Annotated in this window: 28 protein-coding genes; 9 read left to right on the top strand and 19 right to left on the bottom strand. The window is 32.1% G+C overall.

Annotation, left to right across the window (positions count from 1 at the left end; translation table 11 throughout):
• Positions 1-54: 54 nt before the first annotated feature.
• Both pdxS and pdxT read left to right on the top strand, forming a co-directional pair.
• A complete protein-coding gene (pdxS, locus tag J418_RS0107055) occupies positions 55-924 on the top strand; it encodes a pyridoxal 5'-phosphate synthase lyase subunit PdxS (RefSeq protein WP_017752622.1) in 870 nt (289 codons plus the stop codon).
• A 1-nt stretch (position 925) separates the two neighbouring features.
• On the top strand, positions 926-1,486 hold the full coding sequence (gene pdxT / locus J418_RS0107060) for a pyridoxal 5'-phosphate synthase glutaminase subunit PdxT (protein ID WP_017895232.1): 561 nt from the start codon (positions 926-928) through the stop codon (positions 1,484-1,486).
• A 40-nt stretch (positions 1,487-1,526) separates the two neighbouring features.
• Here pdxT and J418_RS0107065 read toward each other — a convergent pair whose 3' ends face one another.
• A complete protein-coding gene (locus J418_RS0107065; RefSeq protein WP_017752620.1) occupies positions 1,527-1,886 on the bottom strand; it encodes a YqfO family protein in 360 nt (119 codons plus the stop codon).
• A gap of 28 nt (positions 1,887-1,914) precedes the next feature.
• The gene (locus tag J418_RS0107070; RefSeq protein WP_017752619.1) at positions 1,915-2,361 is read right to left on the bottom strand and encodes a flavodoxin family protein; all 447 of its coding nucleotides are present in this window, start codon (positions 2,359-2,361) and stop codon (positions 1,915-1,917) included.
• 135 nt (positions 2,362-2,496) lie between these two features.
• Here J418_RS0107070 and J418_RS0107075 point away from each other — a divergent pair, with 135 nt between their 5' ends.
• On the top strand, positions 2,497-3,447 hold the full coding sequence (locus tag J418_RS0107075) for an NAD(P)-dependent oxidoreductase (RefSeq protein ID WP_017895233.1): 951 nt from the start codon (positions 2,497-2,499) through the stop codon (positions 3,445-3,447).
• Between the two features lie 52 nt (positions 3,448-3,499).
• Here the strand turns inward: J418_RS0107075 and J418_RS0107080 are convergent, their stop codons facing one another.
• Complete coding sequence (locus J418_RS0107080; protein WP_017895234.1) at positions 3,500-4,372, bottom strand: DUF1002 domain-containing protein; 873 nt, start codon at positions 4,370-4,372, stop codon at positions 3,500-3,502.
• Positions 4,373-4,565: 193 nt separating this feature from the next.
• On the opposite strand from J418_RS0107080, the gene J418_RS0107085 reads away from it, so the two are divergent.
• Positions 4,566-5,036, top strand: coding sequence for a pyridoxamine 5'-phosphate oxidase family protein (locus J418_RS0107085; protein ID WP_017752616.1), 471 nt, complete (start codon positions 4,566-4,568; stop codon positions 5,034-5,036).
• Positions 5,037-5,061: 25 nt separating this feature from the next.
• Here the strand turns inward: J418_RS0107085 and J418_RS0107090 are convergent, their stop codons facing one another.
• Positions 5,062-6,777: a methyl-accepting chemotaxis protein gene (locus tag J418_RS0107090; protein WP_017895235.1), complete on the bottom strand. Its 1,716-nt coding sequence runs from the start codon at positions 6,775-6,777 to the stop codon at positions 5,062-5,064.
• Positions 6,778-7,105: 328 nt separating this feature from the next.
• On the opposite strand from J418_RS0107090, the gene J418_RS0107095 reads away from it, so the two are divergent.
• Positions 7,106-7,357, top strand: a complete 252-nt coding sequence (locus J418_RS0107095; RefSeq protein WP_017895236.1) for a helix-turn-helix domain-containing protein — start codon at positions 7,106-7,108, stop codon at positions 7,355-7,357.
• 29 nt (positions 7,358-7,386) lie between these two features.
• On the opposite strand, the gene J418_RS0107100 is transcribed toward J418_RS0107095, so the two are convergent.
• The 4 genes from J418_RS0107100 to proB all read right to left on the bottom strand — a co-directional run bounded on the left by J418_RS0107100 (position 7,387) and on the right by proB (position 10,501).
• Positions 7,387-7,680 carry a DUF6809 family protein gene (locus J418_RS0107100; protein ID WP_017752613.1) on the bottom strand — a complete coding sequence of 98 codons (294 nt, stop codon included), beginning with the start codon at positions 7,678-7,680 and terminating at the stop codon, positions 7,387-7,389.
• A gap of 159 nt (positions 7,681-7,839) precedes the next feature.
• Positions 7,840-8,268: a flavodoxin gene (locus J418_RS0107105; protein ID WP_017895237.1), complete on the bottom strand. Its 429-nt coding sequence runs from the start codon at positions 8,266-8,268 to the stop codon at positions 7,840-7,842.
• A gap of 157 nt (positions 8,269-8,425) precedes the next feature.
• A complete protein-coding gene (locus J418_RS0107110; protein ID WP_017752611.1) occupies positions 8,426-9,682 on the bottom strand; it encodes a glutamate-5-semialdehyde dehydrogenase in 1,257 nt (418 codons plus the stop codon).
• 15 nt (positions 9,683-9,697) lie between these two features.
• Positions 9,698-10,501, bottom strand: coding sequence for a glutamate 5-kinase (gene proB, locus J418_RS0107115; protein WP_017752610.1), 804 nt, complete (start codon positions 10,499-10,501; stop codon positions 9,698-9,700).
• A 113-nt stretch (positions 10,502-10,614) separates the two neighbouring features.
• Between proB and proC the strand changes: the two genes are divergently transcribed.
• The gene (gene proC / locus J418_RS0107120) at positions 10,615-11,427 is read left to right on the top strand and encodes a pyrroline-5-carboxylate reductase (protein WP_017895238.1); all 813 of its coding nucleotides are present in this window, start codon (positions 10,615-10,617) and stop codon (positions 11,425-11,427) included.
• 36 nt (positions 11,428-11,463) lie between these two features.
• On the opposite strand, the gene J418_RS0107125 is transcribed toward proC, so the two are convergent.
• The 6 genes from J418_RS0107125 to J418_RS0107150 all read right to left on the bottom strand — a co-directional run bounded on the left by J418_RS0107125 (position 11,464) and on the right by J418_RS0107150 (position 17,833).
• Positions 11,464-12,654, bottom strand: coding sequence for a transglutaminase domain-containing protein (locus J418_RS0107125; protein WP_017895239.1), 1,191 nt, complete (start codon positions 12,652-12,654; stop codon positions 11,464-11,466).
• A 47-nt stretch (positions 12,655-12,701) separates the two neighbouring features.
• Positions 12,702-13,577: an NAD(P)-dependent oxidoreductase gene (locus J418_RS0107130; protein ID WP_017752607.1), complete on the bottom strand. Its 876-nt coding sequence runs from the start codon at positions 13,575-13,577 to the stop codon at positions 12,702-12,704.
• Positions 13,578-13,807: 230 nt separating this feature from the next.
• On the bottom strand, positions 13,808-14,326 hold the full coding sequence (locus tag J418_RS0107135; protein WP_017752606.1) for a nitroreductase family protein: 519 nt from the start codon (positions 14,324-14,326) through the stop codon (positions 13,808-13,810).
• A gap of 199 nt (positions 14,327-14,525) precedes the next feature.
• Positions 14,526-15,824, bottom strand: coding sequence for an ABC transporter permease (locus J418_RS0107140; protein ID WP_017895240.1), 1,299 nt, complete (start codon positions 15,822-15,824; stop codon positions 14,526-14,528).
• Positions 15,825-15,840: 16 nt separating this feature from the next.
• Positions 15,841-17,163 (bottom strand): ABC transporter permease, encoded by a 1,323-nt coding sequence (locus J418_RS0107145; RefSeq protein WP_017895241.1) that lies wholly within the window; start codon positions 17,161-17,163, stop codon positions 15,841-15,843.
• Entirely contained in the window at positions 17,153-17,833 is a 681-nt protein-coding gene (locus J418_RS0107150) for an ABC transporter ATP-binding protein (protein ID WP_017752603.1), read from the bottom strand. The genes J418_RS0107145 and J418_RS0107150 overlap by 11 nt, the downstream gene beginning before the upstream one ends.
• Before the next feature lie 143 nt (positions 17,834-17,976).
• Here J418_RS0107150 and J418_RS0107155 point away from each other — a divergent pair, with 143 nt between their 5' ends.
• The 3 genes from J418_RS0107155 (at position 17,977) to J418_RS0107165 (ending at position 20,299) form a co-directional block, all read left to right on the top strand.
• Positions 17,977-18,447 carry a metal-dependent transcriptional regulator gene (locus J418_RS0107155; RefSeq protein WP_017895242.1) on the top strand — a complete coding sequence of 157 codons (471 nt, stop codon included), beginning with the start codon at positions 17,977-17,979 and terminating at the stop codon, positions 18,445-18,447.
• A 61-nt stretch (positions 18,448-18,508) separates the two neighbouring features.
• Entirely contained in the window at positions 18,509-19,321 is an 813-nt protein-coding gene (gene larE / locus J418_RS0107160) for an ATP-dependent sacrificial sulfur transferase LarE (protein ID WP_017895243.1), read from the top strand.
• A 207-nt stretch (positions 19,322-19,528) separates the two neighbouring features.
• Entirely contained in the window at positions 19,529-20,299 is a 771-nt protein-coding gene (locus J418_RS0107165; protein WP_017895244.1) for a cell wall hydrolase, read from the top strand.
• Positions 20,300-20,357: 58 nt separating this feature from the next.
• Here J418_RS0107165 and J418_RS0107170 read toward each other — a convergent pair whose 3' ends face one another.
• From J418_RS0107170 to J418_RS0107190, 5 genes are all read right to left on the bottom strand, one after another.
• Positions 20,358-20,663, bottom strand: coding sequence for a LiaI-LiaF-like domain-containing protein (locus tag J418_RS0107170; RefSeq protein ID WP_017752599.1), 306 nt, complete (start codon positions 20,661-20,663; stop codon positions 20,358-20,360).
• Complete coding sequence (locus tag J418_RS0107175) at positions 20,656-21,180, bottom strand: hypothetical protein (RefSeq protein WP_017752598.1); 525 nt, start codon at positions 21,178-21,180, stop codon at positions 20,656-20,658. The genes J418_RS0107170 and J418_RS0107175 overlap by 8 nt, the downstream gene beginning before the upstream one ends.
• Complete coding sequence (locus J418_RS0107180) at positions 21,161-21,619, bottom strand: hypothetical protein (protein WP_017752597.1); 459 nt, start codon at positions 21,617-21,619, stop codon at positions 21,161-21,163. Before J418_RS0107180 ends, J418_RS0107175 begins: the two co-directional genes overlap by 20 nt.
• Positions 21,616-22,128 carry an RNA polymerase sigma factor gene (locus J418_RS0107185; protein ID WP_026093952.1) on the bottom strand — a complete coding sequence of 171 codons (513 nt, stop codon included), beginning with the start codon at positions 22,126-22,128 and terminating at the stop codon, positions 21,616-21,618. The genes J418_RS0107180 and J418_RS0107185 overlap by 4 nt, the downstream gene beginning before the upstream one ends.
• A gap of 113 nt (positions 22,129-22,241) precedes the next feature.
• Positions 22,242-23,426: a pyridoxal phosphate-dependent aminotransferase gene (locus J418_RS0107190; RefSeq protein WP_017752595.1), complete on the bottom strand. Its 1,185-nt coding sequence runs from the start codon at positions 23,424-23,426 to the stop codon at positions 22,242-22,244.
• Between the last annotated feature and the right edge of the window lie 10 nt (positions 23,427-23,436).

Consider the following 23,436-nt stretch of genomic DNA (forward strand, 5'->3'; position numbering starts at 1 on the left):
ACATATACAATTATTAGCATCAACATAATAATAATTGATATTGGAGGAACAATTATGGCAAAATATGAATTAAACAAAAATCTTGCCCAGATGTTAAAGGGCGGCGTAATAATGGATGTAGTAAACAGAGAACAGGCAATTATTGCTGAAAAAGCAGGAGCTTGTGCAGTTATGGCTCTTGAAAGAGTACCTTCTGATATAAGAAAAGAAGGTGGCGTTGCAAGAATGTCCGATCCTAAAATGATAATGGAAATACAAAATGCAGTATCAATACCTGTTATGGCCAAGGTAAGAATAGGACATTTCGTAGAAGCACAAATTCTACAGCAATTAAATGTAGATTTCATAGATGAAAGTGAAGTTTTAACTCCTGCGGATAATTCTTATCACATAAATAAAAAGGATTTTAAAATACCTTTTGTATGCGGGGCACGAAATCTTGGAGAGGCTCTTAGAAGAATTGGTGAAGGTGCATCAATGATAAGAACAAAAGGCGAAGCTGGAACAGGAAATGTTGTTGAGGCTGTAACTCATATGAGGACAATGTCAGATGAAATCCAAAGGGTTAAAAGTGCAGGAAAAGAGGAGCTTATGACTCTTGCAAAAGAATTTCAAGCACCTTATGATCTGATAGAATATGTATGGGAAAATGGAAAACTTCCTGTAGTAAATTTTGCTGCAGGTGGAATTGCAACTCCTGCAGATGCAGCATTAATGATGCAACTCGGATCTGAAGGTGTATTTGTTGGATCTGGAATATTTAAATCTGAAAATCCAGAAAAGAGAGCAAAAGCAATTGTACTTGCTACCACTTATTATAATGATGCTGAAAAAGTTGAAAAAGCTTCTGAAGATATTGGAACTGCAATGTCTGGAATTGAAATAAAAGACATAGAAGAAAAATATGCAGAAAGAGGATGGTAGTATGAAAATCGGTGTACTGTCATTTCAAGGCGGCGTAAAGGAACATATGGACCATATAAAATCTCTTGGAACTGATGCCGTAGAAATAAAAGATTGCAGACAACTAGATGAAATCGACGGCATCATACTTCCAGGTGGTGAAAGTACTACTATGGGAAAGCTGCTTGAAATCACAAAAATGATGCAGCCATTGAGAGAAAAAATATTAAATGGGCTTCCTGTATGGGGAACATGTGCAGGTATGATACTTCTGGCAAATTCAATTGAGGACAGCAAAAGCTATCTTTCTGTAATAGACATATCTGTAAGGAGAAATGCCTATGGAAGTCAAATTGACAGTTTCCGTGACTATGCACTTATTCCTGAGGTATCTGATTTTAAAATACCCCTGGTTTTCATAAGGGCTCCTTTTATAACGCATTTAGGTGATAATGTAAAAAGGCTGTGCACTATAAGGGAAAATGTAGTTGCCGCCAGGCATGACAACGTCCTTGTAACTTCATTTCATCCAGAACTTACAGAAGATTTGAAATTTCATGAATATTTTTTATCCATGATTTAGTCAATTCACAATTCACAATCCACAGTTCACAATTGCCAATTTACAATTGTGAACTGTTATTATCTGAATATTTAACCAGATTTGATAGTGGAAAAACATTTATAACGGGTTCTTCATAAGGATGGACTCTTCTTATAGTTTTTATGGCATTTTCAACCACCTTGCTTCTACAGCAAAATTCCACCTTACATTCTTCTTCACTACTTGTCTCCCCAATTTTTCCTTCAAATGGATTTGCACCTTTTAGCGGTCTCCAGTATCCTATAACTCTGGATACAGACATGCAATTGTCATAATTTCCTCCTATACTGAGTGCTCCTATTTCATTTAAACTCTCTCTCAACTCTGTTACATATTCCCCGGGTACAAATGTTTCAACCTTGTAGTTTTCAATTTTCAAAGCTATTACCTCCCATCAATTTTCTTCATTAGTCATGCAGATTATGTGCAAATACTCCAGCTGCCTCCAAATCATCCTCGTTAGGTCTTCCCTTTGCTATTCCTCCAAATAACTTAAATGGTCCATAGGTATCGAAACCCTTTGAAGCAAAGCTTCCTACAACATCAAATCCATGCTCAACTAATTTATTCTTTAATGAATCGTTGTATTCAACTTTTCCCTGCCCGCTGGTTGAGAATATAAATACCTTCTTATCTTTAAATACAGGCATATCATCTATTAATTTTAGAAGCCTCTTGTGAAACTTTCCATAAAATATACCTGAACCAAATCCTATTAAATCATATTTATCCAGTTCATCTAATTTTATATTCTCAACGTTCACAATATCACTTTTTAGTTCTCCTGCAATTTTATTCGCAATTTTTTCAGTATTTTTATGCTCTGTAGAAATATAAACAACCAAACTTTTCAAAATAAATTTTCCTCCTTTTTCAATTGAACTTACTTTTTTTCCTTATGAATATTATAATACAATATTTAAATATTTTGACATTATTTTTTGAAGAAGTTATACTTAATTTGAATGCTAATATCAAGGGGGTATAATATGAAAAATACAGTATTTCTAAATGCTAAAAAATTGAACTTTGACAACAAAATGGACTTTTCAAATCTTGACAGTTTCACAAAAGTTACAAGATATGATACAAGCACTGAAAATGAAATTTTGGACAGGGTTCAGGATCAAAACATAGTAGTTACAAAAGAACTTCCTTTAGGGTCAGATTTAATATCAAAGTTTCCATCTACAGTAGAACTCATATGTGAAGCCGGTACAGGCTATAACAATATAGACATGGAAGCTGCAAAGAAAAAGAATATCACAGTATGCAATGTTCCAGGATACAGTACAGATGCTGTAGCACAACTGGCTATTACTTTTATGCTCAGCTTGAGTTCTTCTCTGGCTCTTCAACAGACTATGATAAAACAAAATAATTTCGATAATTTTACAAAAGATCTTCAAGTTCCTCATTTTGAAATAAAGAATAAAACTCTTGGAGTGATTGGTGCAGGAGCTATAGGACAGAGTGTAATAAAAACCGCTTTGAGTTTGGGAATGAATGTACTCGTATACAATAGGAGTGTAAAACCTATTAAAGATGTAAAATTTGTTTCTTTGGAAGAGCTTCTCAAAGAAAGTGATTTTGTAACAATTCACTGTCCACTTACTGATAATACAAAGCATCTCATAGATATAGACAAACTTAAGATGATGAAAACTTCATCTTTCATTATAAACACTGCAAGAGGCGCTATAATAAAAGAATCGGATTTGATAGAAGCTTTAAGCAAAAATATAATTGCAGGTGCAGCTTTAGATGTTCAGGAAAAAGAACCACTTGACACAAAGAGTCCACTTTTCTCCATGGAAAACGTTATATTGACTCCTCACATAGGTTGTAAATGTATTGAATCAAGACAAAGATTAATCGAACTTCTTGGAAAAAATATAAAGTCATTTATAGATGGCAATCCTATAAATGTAGTTAGTTGAATTTAAAATTTTTCCAGGTAACAACTACCTGGAAAAATTTTATAAGTAACGGTTACCCAAAAATATTTGCAAAAAAGCTTTTTATAGCATTTCCTATTTTAGAAAAGAAACCCTGTGCTTCTGGAGTTGACAGCTTATCCTTTAGTTGGTTGGTAACACCATTCAATTGACCCTGTATTTCTCCAAAGTTCAAATTCAAACCATTTATTTTGTTCATAACTGAAGTTATCTTATTGATATCCCCGTCACTTAAATTTATATTATAGTTATTTGTCACATTTTCGACTATCTTTTTTACTCCTGCTTCAGTTTTTGGCTTATCTTGAACAACCTGTTTCTTAATGTCATTCATAAGCCCCGCCGCCTTGTCTTTTCCTATTTTGTCACCAATGTCTCCTGTAGTCATCAATTCATCATTTGCAACTTTTTTCTTGTTTTCATCAATTTTACTGCCTGAACTGCTGGTTTCATATCCTTTTAAAATTCCTGTAAGAGCTGCAGTACCTGATACGGTAAACGGAGCTGCCGCCTTTACATTGGCATTCTTGACTCCTGCAGTAATCAATGCATTTTTTATCATACTGCTGCTTACCCATGATATATTGTGTGTAGATACATTTAATCCTCCACCTGTAGTTGGCTCTACATAAGCACAGGATATTGATTTTGTACCAATTTGATCGCTGCTGGCTACATCACTTAAATATTTTTTCTCTTCATCAATATTTACTTCTATAACATCTGCATCCTGCCTGCTTACTCCAAAATACTTAAGCATGTCCTCTTTTTGACTGTTTGTAAGATTTCCTCCCAATGTAACAACTTTATAGGAATCAGCATATACTCTATTTCCAGCTATGGATATTACTACAGTCAATATCATAAATACTGTCAACAGTTTACTTATACCCATCTTTAACTTCATATTCAAAACTCCTTTTCTAATTTTAATATAATTATATCAGCATTTCCAATAATATAATATACTACATCTATCAGCAATAAAAGTATCAATTTATAAACAATATATAAAATTTTTTATAATGTTAAAATAGATAAAATATGATAAAATATATTCTAATACTAAAATGATTAATATAGGAAGTGATAATTACAATATGTTTAAAAACATGAGAAAATCGGAAAGACAATTGGGCAATGATGAAATCAAGGATATATTGAATAGTGGTGAATATGGAATTTTGGCAACTACAGGAGAAAATAATTACTCATATGCTATTCCCCTAAACTATGTATATTGGAATAACAGCATATATTTTCACTGTGCGTTTGAAGGAAATAAAATTGATAATATAAAAATCAACAATAAAGTTTGCTTTTGTGTAGTTGGAAAGGCAGAGATTATTCCAAATAAATTTACTACCAAGTATAAAAGTGCTGTAGCTTTTGGACAGGCATCTTCTATATCAGATGAAGATGAAAAGAAAAAGGTTTTATATGAATTTATTCAAAAGTATTCTCCCAAATTTGAAAAGGAAGGCAATATTTACATAGATAGGGCTGTTTCAAAGACAAATATAATAAAAATATCTATTGATCATGTAACTGCAAAGGGAAGACTCAAATGATCTTCCCAAACATTAACCGAACTATTCAAATTTTAAACTTTTGAATCATTATACTAAGATTCTCTGCCATTTCTGCCTGACCTTGTGCAGTTTCTGATATCTGTGTCATTCCCTGGGAAGCCTCATTAATACTGGATTTTATAACTTCTACATTCTGTGAAGCATTCTGTGCTACTCCAGCTGTACTCTGTACTGCTTTGCTAACCTGACTTATGGTGTTTGTAATCTGTTGTGACATAGAAGAAATATTTTCAGACATACTGCTTATAAAATCAGCATCATCATAATATTTATCTCCAATATTTTTGAAAGATTGAAGTTGTGAACTCACATCATCATTGATAAAATTCAATACATTTTTACTGCTCCTTGAAAGATTGCCAAATGCATCCTGAACTTTTGAAATAGTACCTTGTATTCCACTTACTGCTTGCTGTGACTGCTCTGCAAGTTTCCTAACTTCTCCTGCCACTACCTGAAATCCCTTTCCACTTTCACCTGCTCTTGAGGCCTCTATAGCGGCATTCAATGCTAAAAGATTAGTCTGTTCTGCAATTGACGCAATGGTATTGGCCATGACTTTTATTTCTTCAACTACTTTACCTTCTTCTATTGCCTTCAATATTGTTTCATTATTCTTATTGCTTAAATTTTTAATTTTTTCTATAGAATCTTTAACTTTTTCTTTTATCTCAATAGCACTAAGTTTGGTTGCTTGGGATTTATTATTTCCATCATCAGCCTTGTGGGAAAGTTCATTAACGCTGGAATCTACTTCCTGAATAGAGGCACTAATTTCTTCAGAAGAAGCACCACTTTCCTGAACATCCTCTGATATTGAAACTGTTGAACTGTTTATCTCCTCAAATTTTGAAGTAAGTTCTTCTACTGTAGAATAAAGTTCCTCACTGGCAGAACTCATATTCTGTGAATCATTTAAAATGTTTTTTACAAGTTGCTTTATGTTTTCCTGGGCTTTAACAAGTTCTTTTTTCGCCTTTCCAAATTCATCTTCCCTATCTATTTTATATTCGTGTGAAAAATCATATTCTGATAAATTTTTTGATATCTCCACAATTTGCATTAATGACTTATTTATGTCTTTTGAGGTTAAAATTCCTATTCCTATTGCCAATAATATTCCTATTGCCATGATGATGAGCATATTTACACTATTTTTATAATATACCGAATAATTATTTAAATAGGAGTTATTGGCAGCATTATCACTGATATTAATGAGTTTATTAATATTTTTATCCATACCTTCTATTATAGGATTTATTCTATTAACAAATATTGATTGTGCCTCAGCATATTTGCCACTTTGTGATAAATTTATTACACTTTGTCTAGCATTTCTATAAACATCAAGTTGTTTATTATAATTTATCCATAGATTCTTTTCTGCCTGGCTCTTGGATATCTTGTCAAATTGTGCACTGTATTTTTCATCATTAACTCTAGTATTATCCAGATCCTTTTTGATGTCGATTACTTGTGAAGTGTCTTTCTGATATGATAGTTTTAATAAATCCGTATTGCTTTGCATTAGATTTTCCTTGATATTTGATAATATGTATATGCCTTTAAAATTAGTATTGTACATACTTTTTGAATTAGTATTTACTGCCGTAAGCGCATAAATACTCATAACACTGACTAAGATAATTAGCAGTGACATTATTATAAAAGATAAAACAATTCTTATTCCAACCTTGACATTTTTCAAAAGATTCATTATATCCCCCCATATTTAGTTTATAACTCTATATTTCTCACCTCTTCACCTAACAAACTTTTAATGCAATTATTCAAAGTTCAATTTGAAAAATCATTTATAAAATAGTTTGAAAACCATTTAAACAACACATGCTATTATTGCTGATACAATAATTAATTTAATTAAGTATTTTTAATATCAGTGTATATTATATTGAGTTGTTTTACAAATTATTACATAAAAATGCTAAATATACCCTTTATGTTCATCTTTAGCAACATTATAGCATTTTAACAATGTAGAATCAATTATTATAATTGCATTTTAAACTTAGGAGTGAAGAATATTGAAAATATATTGGTATGATGGAAATAAAAACATAGTTGGTTTAAGAGTCAAACAAGCTAGATTATCCCATAATCCTCCCTTAACTCAAGACAATCTATCCGCAAAACTGGAACTTATGAATATTAAACTTGATAGAATTTCCATATCAAGGATAGAATCTGGAAATAGATTCGTTGCAGATTATGAAATAGTAGGAATATCAAGAGCCCTTAATATAAGTTTGAACTGGCTTCTTCTAGGAGAAAACTAAAAGAGCTCTAAGGAGCTCTTCCAAACTAATTATAGCTTCATATGTTTGATATTTTTAATTCCATTTATAATTTTAATAGAATCTTCAAAACCGGTTTTGTATATTTTTCCCATTGCAATATCTAATTGTTCATCTAAAATATCTTCATATTTTATAAATAGATTTTGTTCTTCTGAATTTAACTTATTCATAATTTTATTTTCAATATTTCTTGATCTGATTTTTAATTCATTGTATTCTGCATTGTTTTTCAAATTCAATAAAATTTTACTTATTCTCCTTTCCATAAAATATTTAACAGTGTCTTCAAAATCCTTATCCATAACTATACCTCCAAATAATATTTTGAGGTATAGTTATAACTCGTGCAGAATAAAGTTTCAAGTCTATTTTAACAATTTAAATATTTATTTTAAAAAAGCATTTACATCTGCGTAAATGCTTTTTATATAATATCTTAAACAATATCACAATATATGTTTTTAGCAGGAAGCCAATTCCTTACCTAAATTTTTGCATTCTTCTTCTGATTCACCTTCTGGTGCTTCATTTACTATAAGCCCATCATTCACCAAATTAGCACCATACCCTTCCATTCGTTCAACCCAGCTTCTCATCCATTCACCATCACCCCATCCATAGGAACCAAATAAGGCAATTTTTTTACCTGAAACAGCCCCGGATATACTTTCAACAAAAGGTTCCATTTCAGACTCTTCAATAACTTCTGCACCCATGGCTGGCGATCCAAGAGCTACAACATCTGCATCTTTTACATCAGCTTCACTTGCACTTGAAACATTTATAAGATTTACATCGGCTCCTTTTTCTTTAGCGCCCTCTGCAATTAAGTTAGCCATGGATTCTGTATTTCCTGTGCCTGTCCAATAAATTATATTTACTTTTGACATATATTAATCACCTCATTGATTTATTTGATAATGAATATCACTATCAAATAAATAATATAATTATTTCACATTTTTGTCAATACCATAACAAAGATTTATATAAAAAAACCCTGCACAAATATATTTGCACAAGGTAAATTTTCAATTAATGTAAATTCTATTGTCTTATCTGGCCACTGCCATAGATTATATATTTTCCCGTAGTCAATTCATTTAATCCCATAGGCCCCCTGGCATGAAGTTTCTGGGTGCTTATGCCTATTTCGCCGCCAAAACCGAACTGTCCACCATCGGTAAATCTTGAAGATGCATTTACATAAACAGCTGCAGCATCCACTTCTTTTAAGAATCTCTCAGAGTTAGCATAACTATTTGTTACAATAACTTCAGAATGTCTTGTACCATATTTATATATATGATCCATAGCTTCATCTATAGAGGATACTACTTTTACTGCAAGAATTAGATCCAGATATTCAGTTGCCCAATCATCTTCAACTGCTGGAACTATTCCATCAACAATCTTCTGTGTAATGCTGCATCCTCTTATTTCAACACCAATATGCTTCAGTTTGTCACAGAGATGCGGCAGAAATTGTGCTGCTATGCCCTTGTGAACGAGAAGGGTCTCCATTGCATTGCACACTCCAGGCCTTTGAGTTTTAGCATTTATAATTATATCCTCGGCCATTTTAAAATCCGCATCTTCATCTACATATACATGGCAATTTCCAAGCCCCGTTTCTATAACCGGTACTGTAGAGTTTTTGACTACATTCTTTATAAGTCCGGCTCCTCCTCTTGGTATTAGCACATCTATATATTCATTTAATTTCATCATTACATTGACAGCTTCCCTGTCTGTAATATCTATAAGCTGTATTGATCCATCTTCAAGTCCCGCCTCAGAAGCAGCTTTTGATATTACGTTGTATATGGCCATATTTGAATTTATTGCTTCACTTCCACCTTTTAATATAACTGCATTTCCGGACTTTATACACAGAGCTGATGCATCTACTGTAACATTAGGTCTTGCCTCATAAATTATTCCTATAACTCCAAGTGGGACCCTAGTCCTTCCTATCCTAAGACCATTTGGCCTCTTCCACATTTTTGTAACTTCACCTATTGGATCTGGAAGTGCAGCAGTATCTTTCAAAGTTTTGGCCATACCTTCTATTCTTTCATCATTTAACATGAGTCTGTCGATTAATGATGGTGATATACCCTTTTTTCTGGCATTTTCCACGTCCTTTTTATTTTCCTCTATTATATAGTTTCTATTTTTCAAGATAGCTTCACTCATATTTAGAAGAGCCTTGTTTTTAACTAAAGTACTTTCATAGGACAACTTTTTGGAAGCTTTTTTAGCAAGCCTGGATTTTCCTACAACATATTCTTTTATGTTCAAATATACCCCTCCATTTTATTGTGTTTTTGGCAGAAATAATGTTCCTACATTTTTAAAGCATATTATATCCCTGATTATATCGGGAGTTTCACCTTTTGCAATTACCATGGGCACTCCACCTGAGGTGGCAATTTTAGCAGCCCTTATTTTAGTTACCATTCCTCCTGTACCAAGCTGACTTCCAGCTCCTCCTGCACAACTTTCTATCTCATCTGTTATTTGACTTACACAGTTTATCAAGACAGCATTGGGATTATCCTTAGGATTATCATTGTACAATCCATCTATATCTGAAAGAAGAATTAAAAGATCAGCGTCTATAAGGGATGACACCATTGCGGACAGTGTATCATTGTCTCCAAATTTAATCTCATCTACTATAATTGCATCATTTTCATTGACTATGGGTATAACACCTCTTTCAAGAAGTTCACAAAAGGTATTTTTTGCATTTGTAACTCTTTCTTCCTGAGTTATATCATCTTTTGTAATAAGTATCTGTGCCACAGTCTTTCCATATTCAGAAAAAAATTTTTCATATGTATTCATTAAAATTCCCTGTCCAACTGCAGCTGCCGCCTGACTTACCACAACATTTGTGGGTTTCTTTTTAAGTCCAAGTTTTCCTATGCCTGCACCTATCGCTGCTGATGTAACAAGTACAACTTCCAATCCTCTGTTATGTAAATCGGAAATCTGTCTTACAAGATGTTCTATCATATATAAATTTAAAAGTCCACTCTCGTAAGTGAGGGTTGAACTTCCAACTTTTATTACAACTCTTTTGACATTTTTTAAGTAGTGCTGTCTATTATTCATATATATATTTCACCTATTTTTTAATTTTTGATGTATAATTAAGTCTATGAGTTATACACCTGTTTTAAAAATTATATCATAAAAATTCATAAGTTTTCAAGGAGTGTTGATTAATGGACAAAAAACTTGGTTTAATCGGATGCGGAAATATGTCACAGGCTATTATAGGTGGAGTTGTAAGTTCAAAAACTCTTCTACCTGAAGATATCATTGTAAGCAATCCTTCGGAGTCCAAGCTAAAAGAAGCACATGACAAATACAAAATTGAAACAACTACAGACAATATAGAAGTTGCAAAAGTTTCAGATACAATCATACTTGCTGTAAAGCCAAACAAATATCCAGAGGTAATTTCTGAAATAAAAGATTACATACGCAAAAATACAATAATAGCAACAATTGCTGCAGGAATATCTATAGGGAGAACAGAAGCTCTGTTTGAAAAAGAGGTAAAAATAGCAAGAGCAATGCCAAATACTCCTGCATTAGTTAAAGAAGCAATGACAGCACTTTGTTTTAACAAAACTATAAATGATGATGATATAAATAAAATTGTTGATATATTCAACAGTTGTGGTAAATCTGAAATAGTTGATGAAAAACTAATAGATGCTGTAACAGGTGTAAGTGGTTCATCTCCAGCCTATGTGTACATGTTTATTGAAGCAATGGCGGATGCTGCAGTACTTCAAGGCATGCCAAGAAAAAGTGCATATAAATTTGCAGCACAGGCAGTGCTTGGATCTGCAAAAATGGTACTTGAGACAGGACTGCATCCAGGAGAATTAAAAGACAATGTATGTTCCCCTGGAGGAACTACAATTGATGCAGTACGTATACTGGAAAAGGATAATTTCAGATATGCAGTAATTGATGCAATAAATACTTGTACTGAAAAATCAAAGCAAATGTCAAAAAACAATTAGTAAATAAATAAGCATGGGATTAAATCCCATGCTTATTTATTTTATTGTGGATTTTATATTTTTCTGCAAACTTACTATTTTAGAATAACTATAATCGGTACTGTTGCAGCTAGGATAATTTGATTCATTCCACTTATGATCTACTGAAAGTTGTTTGTCTGTTATATTAAAATATAAGTGGGAAAGTACATTTGTACCATTGTCAGTAACAGGATCATCCCATGTTGAATCCAAATTGTAGTATTTTCCCTGTATTTTTACTATATTCCATGCATGTCCAATTAAGCCGCTTCCATTATTTGCCTGCCCTATAACCATAATGTTTTCTATGCCTGCTGCTTTAAGAAGCCTGTACATTGCATCTGCATATCCCTGACATACTCCAACTCCATCTATCAAAATACCATAGGCATTATATGAATCATCAGGAATTCCTCCATTTTCATCTCTCTGGTCATATTTAGCATTGTTTACAACATAATCATGAAGTGCCAGTTCCTTTTGATAATCCTTCATACTGGAATTGGTAACACCATTTACTATATCCTGTACTTTTTTATTGAGTACATTATTCTTCTGTATGAGATTCTGCTTTGTATCACTGTATTTAAAATTTATAGTCATTTTAACTGGATTACTGTATTCAATAGTACCGGTAGCACTTTCATATCCCAATCTCAATTCAGGATAATCATTCATAATATTATTTATAACATTTAAATCATAACTTTTACTGTCATAATCTTGTATATTTAATACAAGCTGGCTTCTATAATCCTCCAGTGCATTTTTCAATATATTATAATAGTCATTATAACTATTTATGTTTATACAATTATCATTATCTATTGAAAAATTATATTTTACAGATTTATTTAATTTATTTCCATAGATATCTTTTAGATCATCAGACACATCCAATACATAATTTTGTCCATTCTTATATTGATCTTTTGCAGAAACGATAATAGTATTCTTGTCTTTCTCAGAAATATTAATATCTACATTTTTATCATCTTTGGTTTCATATACTTTAATATAATTGCTTGCATCATTTATATCAACCGGTCTATTAAAAGTTATAGTCCATACTTTATCATCGCTAACTTTAGAAATAGCCCCGTTATTCCATAAACTAGAGTTACCCTCTGCGTAAACAGTTTGTCCTATGAAAATAAATAGAGCAGTAAAAAATATCAAATTTATATTGCGAATTTTTTTTAACACCTTAGTACCTCCTTTACTACCTTCTTGCAGACAATAAATTTCAGATACTATTTATCCAGTAATTTATAGAGCACCTGGGTTCCACAGTCACCTTTATTTTCAGATAGAAGTTCATCATACAGTGATTTGGAAAGTTTAAGTGCCGGAGTCTCCAAATTCATATTTTTAGCCTCATCTAAAGCTATATTCATATCTTTTATAAAGTGCTTGACATAAAATCCGGGTTTAAAATCCCCTTTTATCATCCTTGGTGCCAGGTTACTTAAAGACCAGCTGCTTGCTCCACCAACTTCTATGCTTTTGAGTACTGTTTCAGGATCAAGACCTGATTTTTTAGCATATGCCATGGCTTCACATACTCCCATCATATTAGCTGCTATAGCTATCTGATTACACATCTTGGTATGCTGTCCTGAACCTGCCGGCCCCTGAAGCACTATATTTTTTCCCATTAGTTCAAAAATCGGCTTAACTTTTTCAAATACATTCCTGTCACCGCCTACCATAATTGACAGAGTGCCATTTTTAGCCCCTACATCACCACCTGATACTGGAGCATCAAGTGAATATAAACCTTTCTTCTTAGCTTCCTCATATATTTTCTTTGCCAATGATGGCTTGGATGTTGTCATATCTATTATTGTACTTCCACGTTTTGCATTATTGACTACTCCATTTTCACCAAGATAAGTTTCTTCCACATCTTTAGGATATCCAACTATGGAAATTACTATATCTGATTCCCTGGCAAGTTCCTCAACACTATTCTTCCACCTGGCACCATTTTTCACAAGGTTATCAGCCTTTGACCTGGTTCTATTATATACAAGCAGATTATATCCACCAGCTAATAGATTTGATGCCATGCTATTACCCATTACACCTGTTCCAATAAATCCTATAATTGCATTTTTATTTGACATGTAATCCCACCTTTATTAAAGTTCAAAGTTCAAATATCAAAGTTCAAATATTAAGGCTCAAATTTAGTTGATATTTGCTCTTTTAACCCTGCTCTTTATTTAATTATACATAATGAAAAGGGAATTTTAAAGTAGTATTCAACTCAAATAGTACTCATTGATTAATATATGAGAAATTTGAGTTAAAAACCCGAAGCTTCCAAAGTTTCGGGTTTTTAAAAAATATGATATTAAAAAGTTTCTTTTACTACAATCTCGTCCAGAGACTTGCGTTCAGTATCATGTCTGTTTGGGGAAGCAAGTTTGCAATCGGCATAACCTATACCTATAATGCTTACCGGAACTATATTCTCTGGTATATTGAACTCTTTTCTCAATATTTCAGGGTCAAAATGCTCAACCCATATAGTTCCAAGTCCTAGTTCTACAGCCTGAAGTATTATATGCGTTGACACTATACTTCCATCTATATTCGACATATCTTTATTATCATATGGTCTTTTCCATGATTGTGTACAATCAGAAGTTACTATTATAACCAATGGAGCACTGTAAACATTTCCTGATTTTTTTATTTTGTCAAGATTTTTTTGTTCCTGTACAACAATAAGCTTTTCAGGCTGTTTATTAGCAGCTGTAGGTGAAATTCTAGCTGCTTCCAGAATTTTCAGAAGTTTTTCATCTTCTACCTTTTTATTTTGATATTTACGTACCGAACAACGTTTCTTTGCAAGTTCCAAAAAACTCATTATAAATTCACTCCCCTTTTATCATTTACAATGTACAATTCACAGTTTACAATTTAGAGAGATTCCATTAAACTCGAAATATAAATTATACTCTAGTTATTATTATACCCAATTTTTAATCAATTCACAAAATCCAATTCACAATTTATTTATGAACTAATTGTGAATCATGAATTGTTAACTGTAAATCGTTAACTACCTAGTCGCATCTCAATGCATCTACCGGGTTTAATTTTGCCGCCCTTCTTGCTGGAACTATTCCTGCTATTACACATATCAATATTGTAAATATAATTGTAAATGCAAGAACTGAAGCTCTTATGTCAACTATTTTCATTCCTGCTTCCATACCACCTATTTTATATGCTGCAACTACCTTGTTTACAATACCACCCAATATTAAAGCTATTGCAATACCTGCAATGCTTCCAATAAATCCAAGGCTTCCCGACTGCACGGTGAACATTGTACGTATACTCTTTTTAGAAGCTCCCTGTGCCTTCATTATACCTATTGATTTTGTCTTCTCATATACTGACATGGTCATTGTATTTACAACTCCTATGGATGCTACAATAAGCACTATTGCTCCTGCGGCAATTAAAATTGCCTTTATTATAGTGAACATCGTATTCATTCTATCCGCATAACCTGCCTGAGACTGTGTTTCATATCCCATTTTTTTAATTGCACTTTCCACTTTAGTTACATCTGACATGTTTTTGGCCTCAACATTTACAGTAGTATATCCCTTTTTGTTTATATAATCTGTTTCGGACATATAGTATTCTTGAATTCTTGCAGCTATTGAATCTGATGTAGTAATTACATTACTTCCATTATCATATAATTTATTAACTACTCCAGCTATTTTAGCCTTTATTAAAAGTGGTTGTTTCTTTGGGGCACCTGGAATCTCAGGAAATGAAACAACTACATCTATTTCTTTTCCAACAACACTTTTGTAATCTTTTATTCCTATCCTGTTTAGATAAGTCTGCCCAACAAGTACAGAGTCCATATTCTTCCGTGTCATTGTATCTCCGGCTATTATTGGTCTATATCCATATTTCTTAACCTTTTTTTTATCAGATTTAATCTCATTTTGCTTTGCGTCCATAAAAACATTGAATTTCAGATTATTTCCCTGGACATTTACCTTTTTGCCTGTTCTGCTTCCCAATTTTACTTCTCCCACTTCAGTATCAATAGAAGCACTAACACCTGCTACTCCACTTACCTTTTTAAACTTATCAAGTATATCTTCAGCTATTATTTTATCTTTCCCTTTTGTAGTCTTTGGGATTACTTTAATTATTCTCATAGTATCCATCTGTTTTATCTGATCAGACCCTATTTGTTGAATTCCCTGTCCAAGCCCAGCCATTAATATTACAAGCATTGCTCCTACTGCTATGCCGAATGACGTAAGAGCCGTACGAAGTTTTCTTTTATTAAGATCACTAAATGCCATTTTTAAACAATCTGCCAACTTCATATAAATCATTCCCTTCTTATGAATTTAAAGCTTGTATAGGATCCATCTTGGATGCTTTTCTTGATGGATATATCCCTGCAATTATAGAAATAACAATAGAAAATACCAGTGTACCAAACGCAAGCCAAAGTGGCATTGTAAAGTTTATAGTCTCAGTTATTTTCTTGCTTTCGAGAAATATCTTAAGTCCAAACTGGATTATATTTAAATTAACAATACTAAATACAAGCCCAAGTATTCCTCCAAAGAAACCAATTATGGACGACTGAATAATATATATACTGTGTATGTCTTTTCTGGTTGCACCTATGGATTTCATGATTCCTATAGATCTGGTTCTCTCGTATATAACCATAATCATGGTATTTACAATACCAACAGCTGCTACAAAAAGAACTATCAACCCGAGAACGGCAAGTATTATCTTTATTATCCTAAATGAGCTTTCTATTTTTTGAATTATATCCTGATAGCTTACATAAAGATATCCGGTTTTCCTTACTTCATTTCCTATATGTGAAATGTTGTCCGTATTACTACTATTTATGACAACAAAATCATATCCCTCATTTTTTAAATAATCTTTCTGCATTGAATAATAACTTAAAATTTGTGATGTCATGTCCAAAGATGCTACTATTTTATTTTCCTTTTCAAATTTATCGCCTATTATCCCAACTATCTTTCCTTTAACCCGAAGTGGTTTTAATACTATATTCTGATTTTCAGTCTTGCTTTCAGTAATATTTATATCTTTTCCAAGGGCACTTTTATAATCTTTTATCCCCATATTTACAAGATACTTTTTCCCTACAAGTACTGCATTTTTATCTGAACTCTTTAAGTTCCTTCCTGCAATAATTGGAACAAGATTTTCATTATTATTGTTTTTTCTCACCGACTCAATATCTACATTGCTAAAATAGCTTGTATTATTATTCAATGCTGTTATATAAGTTTCACCTTTATTATGTTTATTTTCTATTTCCACATTATCTACATTAACTCCTACAAAGCCCTGGACAATTTCCGCTCCAGATATACTCCCAAATTTATCTATTGCCCTGTCATCTATCTTTTTGAACATCTCACTTTCATCAGTATCACCTCCAGTGTCGCTGTAAATATCAAAATACTTCATATTTGCTACCTGTACCTGTTTCAATGAAGAACTTTTTTCAACTTCCCCCAGAATCAGTTTTTCACCGGAAGTACCCAGGCTTACCAGAGTAACTATCAGCATAGTACCTACTGCCACTGCAAGAGCTGTTAAAAATGTTCTTCCCTTTCTCTTTCCAAGATCCCTTGAGGCAATTTTCAATCCGTCTTTAAATTTCATCCCTGGATACCTCCTGTACCTGGCCATCTCTTATTTTTATCATTCTCTTGGCCTTTTTAGCTTCTTCCATATTATGCGTTACCATAATTATGGTATATCCTTTTTCGTTAAGATCACTTAAAAGATTCATTATGAGTTCGCCATTTTTAGAATCCAGATTTCCCGTAGGCTCATCTGCAAAAATTATACTGGGCTCATTTACAAGTGCCCTGGCAATGCTCACTCTCTGCCTCTGCCCACCTGACATTTCATTTGGTTTATGCTTTATTTTATCCTGAAGCCCTACTATTTCCAGAGCTCTGTTTGCTTTTAATTTTCTTTCCCTGTTTCCTGTTCCTGCAAATATCAAAGGCATCATTACATTTTCAAGAGCAGTTTGGGTGTTTTCCAGATTAAAAGATTGAAAAACAAATCCTATAGTCTGATTTCTATATTTAGACATATCCTTGTCCTTTAATTTACTTATATCTTTTCCGTTAACCACAATACTTCCTGAAGTCGGTGTATCCAATCCACCAACAAGGTGCATGAGAGTAGATTTTCCTGATCCAGAGGGTCCTACTATTGCCACAAATTCACCATCTTTTATTGTAAGATTTACATTGTCAAGTGCCGTAACTTGTTCTTTACCCATTGTATAGATTTTTGAAACGCCTTTTACTTCTATCATCTCTTTACCTCCATATTTTTATAATAGTCTAGTGAACTATTAATATAGTACACTAGACTATAGTTGTTGTCAATGTATTTAACATATAAAAATAAATGGAAACATATACTTTACTACCATTTATAGTTAGAGTAGGTGTTTTTATGAATGAAAATAAATTCTTCACTTTTAGTGAGTATATGAAAAAAGATGATAATGTTTTAACCGCCTCTATGGAGGACTATATGGAGATGATATACAGATTATCAATGGAATCCCACTTTACAAGGGTAAATGAATTATCAGAGGCTCTAAATGTTCAGCCTCCTTCAGTTACTAAAATGATACAGAAGCTATCCAAATTAAAACTTTTAAAATATGAAAAATATGGAGTTATAATACTTGAAGACAGAGGAATAAAAATAGCAAGGAAATTAATAGATAGACATAATACTATAGCAAAAATTTTAAAAATACTAGGTGTGAATGAAAATAATATACTGGAAGAAACTGAAAAGATGGAACATACTATAGATGAACAGACTATACAATGTTTCAACAATTTTATAAATTTTGTAGATGACAATCCCGATATATATTTAAAATTTAAAAATCAAATATCAAAAAATAAATAGTCAAAATATGATATAATTAATAAACAATATATAATTAAAGATAATATTTTGAGGTGAAAACATGCACAAAAAATTAGATACACTAAAGGAAAATATCAAGAAATTACAGAGTGTTGCCATTGCATTTTCAGGTGGTGTTGACAGTACTTTTCTTTTGAAAGTTGCACATGATGTTTTAGGTGACAATGTAATTGCAATAACTGCAACTTCTTCCACCTATCCAAAACGAGAACTTGATGAAGCAAGGAAATACGCCAAGTCCATGGGAGTGAAACATATAATCATAGAATCAGAAGAACTGGATATTGAGGGATATGCTAAAAATCCAGTTAACAGATGCTATTATTGTAAAAAGGAATTATTTTCTAAACTTAGGAATATAGCAAAAGAAAACGATATTAATTATGTACTTGATGGTTCAAATCTTGACGATACAGGAGATTACAGACCTGGAATGGAAGCTGCAAAAGAACTTGGCATTGTAAGTCCTTTAAAAGAAGCAAAGCTTACCAAAGATGATATTAGAACATTTTCCAGGGAAATGAATCTTCCAACATGGAACAAGCCATCATTTGCCTGCTTATCTTCAAGATTTCCCTACGGAAACAAAATAACAAGCAAAAAACTTAAAATGGTAGAAGATGCAGAACAATTTCTACTGGATTTAGGTTTTAGGCAGGTTAGGGTAAGATGTCATGATACAATTGCAAGAATTGAAGTGGCTCCAGAGGAAAGATCTAAATTCTTTGATTTAAGTCTTATGGACAAGGTAGGAAACAAATTTAGGGAATTAGGTTTTACTTATGTAACTTTGGATATTCTAGGTTATAAAACAGGAAGCATGAATGCAGTACTTAAATCAATGCACAATTGACAATGCACAATTCACAATTGGAATGATACTCGGTGGATATACTATCTGCCGGGTATTATTTTATTTCATATAAATATAATATTACTTTATTGGATTATTATAGTACTACCCCCAGCCATTTAATATGGATATGAATTCCTCGTATTGTTAAAATGTGAACTATAGACAAGCCTAAATTACCAAAGATAGAATACGGGGGATATTATAATGAATTTCAAAAAAGTTAGAACTATATTATTTGCAGCAACCCTTTCTACAATGTGTGTTACCCAAGTACATGCCGCTAGTTATAAAGTAAAATCAGGTGATTCTCTATTTAAAATAGGTACACTATTTAAAAATAGTGTAGACTCCCTAGTTAAAAGCAATAATCTTAAATCTACTGAAATATATCCAAATCAAGTATTAAAGGTGGATTCCAAAATTTATACTGTACAAGCTTCTGACAGTCTCTATCTAATATCTAAAAAATACAACGTATCTGTAGATACATTAAAAGCAGCAAATAGCAGTGTAGGCAATTATATTTATCCCGGTCAGGTGTTAAATATACCGTCAGGACATATCTTTAATAGTACAAGCTATTTAAATTCATCCCAACCTGTAGTTCCATATAGTTCAAGTGATCTTGACCTACTGGCAAGACTGGTTAATGCAGAGGCTCAGAGTGAACCATACACAGCCAAAGTAGGTGTGGCAGCAGTTGTTATAAACAGAATACATAATTCGAATTTTCCATCCACAATAAAGGATATAATATATCAAAAATCTGATAAATACTATCAATTCACTCCTGTAGAAAATGGATGGATAAATAAAGCAGCTTCAGAAGATTCCAAAAAAGCTGCCTATGAAGCACTTCATGGTTCGGATCCAACAAAAGGTGCCATATATTATTTTGATGACAGTACTACAAACAAATGGCTGTGGTCAAGAAAAATAGCTTTGAAATCTGGGAAAATGGTATTTACATACTAATACAATGAAGAAAGCTGTGTTCCATAGTGAATAATTCATTATGGAATATAGTTTTTTATTAAAATGTATTTACAAACTGATGATAATTATTGATTATAACTTCTGCAGCACCCATTCCCATTGCAAAAAATAAAAGAATAATTATAAGAATTATTGCTGCTATATCATATTTCATTTTTTCTTTACTATTTACCACATATGAGACGATAATCTCTATTCCAAGAAGTATAAATATAATTGGCCAAAGTGACATTATTATAGAATATTTAATGCCTGGAAATACCAAATGGGACAAAAACAATATTCCATAAATGACAAGTACTATTCCTGCAGTAAGAGTACCAACTGTACGTCCTTTAATCATTCATCTTATCCTCCCTTTTCTTACCTGCAATAAGCTTAATACCTACAATTATTATTATGACACCTATAATTATCTGAGGAGCAATTTGTGCCAAATTATTTATAATATTATATATTTTACTGTCAATATATCCATATAGCATATTGCTAACATTATTCCATATTAAATATATTCCAAGAAGTATAACCAATATTCCTATAACCAATCTTCTCTTTTTAAACATGTCTTTATCAAATTTTGTAAAGTTGTCAATTGAGAAAAGGTATTTGTCCTCCAATTTTTGAAATTCCTCATCTGGCATATATCTCTTGTTTATACAATCAAAGAAAGAATAAAACCATATAAGGGGCAAAACAAATAGAAGCGGACCTATTTTAAGCCATGTTGATAGAAATATTATAAAAAAGAATGCTGACATAAATGATATTCCCATCTTCATAAATCCCATAAACATATGACCTGCTCCAGGTAAAAATGAAAATATGATCGTTGCAAATTTACTTTTCTTTGTTTTCACTATTAAAAACCTCCATACTAATTATTTTTTGTGAAAAATCATCTAGACTTTTATTTATTGAGTTTACAATACTTAAATTAGGTGAAACTATATCAACTGTTTTTACTTTTGTATTTGCAATAACATTCAGTGTATTGGAGAACACAAAGACAAGAGCTATACATGCAGCAATTGAAACTCTGATTGAGTATAAGACAAACTGAATGTTGACTTTTTTCTTGTCTGATATCCTGTTTTTTACTTCCTCTTCAAAACCAAGAGGAGCTTCCGCAAGTTCGGTATCGGTAAAACTATCGGCCATTGCATCTGCACATTTTTCACATTGGGAAACATGTTCTGATATTTTTATCAGTTCAGTATCCTGCAAATTTCCTTTTTTAAATTCTTCCAGTGCATTTTTAGTCAAGTGACCATTTTCATCAAACAATACAATTCTCACTTAAATTCCTCCTCCCATAAAGCTTTGAGCAATTTTTTGGATCTATACAACTGTGTTTGCAGTGTCTTTAATTTTCGTCCTGTACTTTTAGCCATATCGGACAGTTTAATATCTTTATAAAAATAGTTTATAGCTACAGTTTTATAGGGCTCTTTTAATTTTTGAAATAAATTATATATTCTCTCTTTGTCATGCTTTTGTAAAACTATGTCCTCTGTAGAACTATCCCTGCTCTCCAACAATTGACATTCTTCATGTGACAATCTTTCTGTTTTTCTTGCATGACTTTTTATATAGTCTTTGCATTTGTTAACTGCAATTGTGGTAATCCATGCTTTGAAATTTTTCCCATCAAATTTTTTATAATTTTTATATGCAGCTAAGAATGTCTGTTGTGCCAAATCTTCAGATTCAAAATAATTTTTGGTAAATGACATACAAATAGTAATGATTAATCGTTCATATTGTTTTATGTAATTTGTAAACTGCTGTTGTTGAATAACCACCACCACCTTTTTGTCTCTACATATAATATAACGATTGAGGTATTAAAAATACTTCATTTAAATATAAAAAAATAGTACCCTTAAAATGAGTACTATTTCTAATTGCAGTTATTTTGTTAAATAAACTTCCTTGCCAATTTGTCAAAGCTTTCCAATGATTTCTCTATTTTATCATAGGAAATACAATAGGACAATCTAAAATGACCTGGGCATTTAAATGCAGATCCTGGAACTATGAGGAGATTAAATTTCTTGGCTTCTTTTGCAAATTCCACATCGTCTTGAATTAAAGATTTTGGAAACAAGTAAAAAGCTCCCTGTGGCTTAACACATGAAAAACCTATTTTAGTAAGATGTCCATATAAAAGATCCCTGTTTTTCTTATATATATTCACATCTACTTCTGCATCAAGACATTTTGCAATTACCCTTTGAAACAATGAAGGTGCATTTACAAATCCCAATATTCTATTTGCCACATTAAGAGCCTGCATTATATTGTCAAAATCATCTGCTTCACTGCTGCATACTACATATCCTATTCTCTCGCCTGGAAGTGAAAGTGATTTACTATAGGAATATCCAACAATTGAATTTCTATAGTAATTTAGAATATATGGAACTTTTACTCCATCATATACTATCTCTCTGTAAGGTTCATCTGAAATCAAATATATGCTGGTATTAAATTCATGCTGTTTTTTATCAAGAAGCTCAGATAAATTTTTAATAAGTTTTTCTGAATATACAATTCCTGTAGGATTATTAGGAGAATTTATTATTACTGCCTTTGTCTTGCTGTTTATCTTGGCTTCCAACTGATTTAAATCAGGTTCAAAAGTATCTGTATTTGAAGGTACAACTACAAGTTTCCCATTGAAATTGTGTGCATAGTTTTCATATTCCCCAAAAAATGGTGCAAATGTAACAACCTCATCACCTGGATTCAAAAGTGTCTTTAAAATAATATTTAGTCCTCCTGCAGCTCCACAGGCCATTATAAGATTATGTTCTGTCAATTTAAGACTGTACTTTTGATTTATATTCTGTGCAATTTTAGTCCTTACGTCATCATAACCGGAATTACTCATATATCCATGAACTAAATTAGGAGATTCACTGTTTAATATTTCCACTATTGAATTTTTTATATTTTCAGGCGGTTCTACATTTGGATTTCCAAGACTATAATCAAATACGTTTTCTTCTCCATATATGGAAGCCATTTTCTTTCCCTCTTCAAACATGGCTCTTATTATAGAACTTTTGGATACATAATCTTTCATAATATCAGATATCATAAAATACTCC

The sequence above is a fragment of the Clostridium tyrobutyricum DSM 2637 = ATCC 25755 = JCM 11008 genome, assembly GCF_000359585.1.
GTDB lineage: Bacteria > Bacillota > Clostridia > Clostridiales > Clostridiaceae > Clostridium_B > Clostridium_B tyrobutyricum.

Coding starts and splice junctions, on each gene's coding strand:
- pdxS (WP_017752622.1), top strand. CDS start 55: ATGGCAAAATATGAATTAAACAAAAATCTTGCCCAGATGTTAAAGGGC.
- pdxT (WP_017895232.1), top strand. CDS start 926: ATGAAAATCGGTGTACTGTCATTTCAAGGCGGCGTAAAGGAACATATG.
- J418_RS0107075 (WP_017895233.1), top strand. CDS start 2,497: ATGAAAAATACAGTATTTCTAAATGCTAAAAAATTGAACTTTGACAAC.
- J418_RS0107080 (WP_017895234.1), bottom strand. CDS start 4,372: ATGAAGTTAAAGATGGGTATAAGTAAACTGTTGACAGTATTTATGATA.
- J418_RS0107085 (WP_017752616.1), top strand. CDS start 4,566: ATGTTTAAAAACATGAGAAAATCGGAAAGACAATTGGGCAATGATGAA.
- J418_RS0107090 (WP_017895235.1), bottom strand. CDS start 6,777: ATGAATCTTTTGAAAAATGTCAAGGTTGGAATAAGAATTGTTTTATCT.
- J418_RS0107100 (WP_017752613.1), bottom strand. CDS start 7,680: ATGGATAAGGATTTTGAAGACACTGTTAAATATTTTATGGAAAGGAGA.
- J418_RS0107105 (WP_017895237.1), bottom strand. CDS start 8,268: ATGTCAAAAGTAAATATAATTTATTGGACAGGCACAGGAAATACAGAA.
- proB (WP_017752610.1), bottom strand. CDS start 10,501: ATGAATAATAGACAGCACTACTTAAAAAATGTCAAAAGAGTTGTAATA.
- proC (WP_017895238.1), top strand. CDS start 10,615: ATGGACAAAAAACTTGGTTTAATCGGATGCGGAAATATGTCACAGGCT.
- J418_RS0107130 (WP_017752607.1), bottom strand. CDS start 13,577: ATGTCAAATAAAAATGCAATTATAGGATTTATTGGAACAGGTGTAATG.
- J418_RS0107135 (WP_017752606.1), bottom strand. CDS start 14,326: ATGAGTTTTTTGGAACTTGCAAAGAAACGTTGTTCGGTACGTAAATAT.
- J418_RS0107140 (WP_017895240.1), bottom strand. CDS start 15,824: ATGAAGTTGGCAGATTGTTTAAAAATGGCATTTAGTGATCTTAATAAA.
- J418_RS0107145 (WP_017895241.1), bottom strand. CDS start 17,163: ATGAAATTTAAAGACGGATTGAAAATTGCCTCAAGGGATCTTGGAAAG.
- J418_RS0107150 (WP_017752603.1), bottom strand. CDS start 17,833: ATGATAGAAGTAAAAGGCGTTTCAAAAATCTATACAATGGGTAAAGAA.
- J418_RS0107155 (WP_017895242.1), top strand. CDS start 17,977: ATGAATGAAAATAAATTCTTCACTTTTAGTGAGTATATGAAAAAAGAT.
- larE (WP_017895243.1), top strand. CDS start 18,509: ATGCACAAAAAATTAGATACACTAAAGGAAAATATCAAGAAATTACAG.
- J418_RS0107165 (WP_017895244.1), top strand. CDS start 19,529: ATGAATTTCAAAAAAGTTAGAACTATATTATTTGCAGCAACCCTTTCT.
- J418_RS0107170 (WP_017752599.1), bottom strand. CDS start 20,663: ATGATTAAAGGACGTACAGTTGGTACTCTTACTGCAGGAATAGTACTT.
- J418_RS0107190 (WP_017752595.1), bottom strand. CDS start 23,426: ATGATATCTGATATTATGAAAGATTATGTATCCAAAAGTTCTATAATA.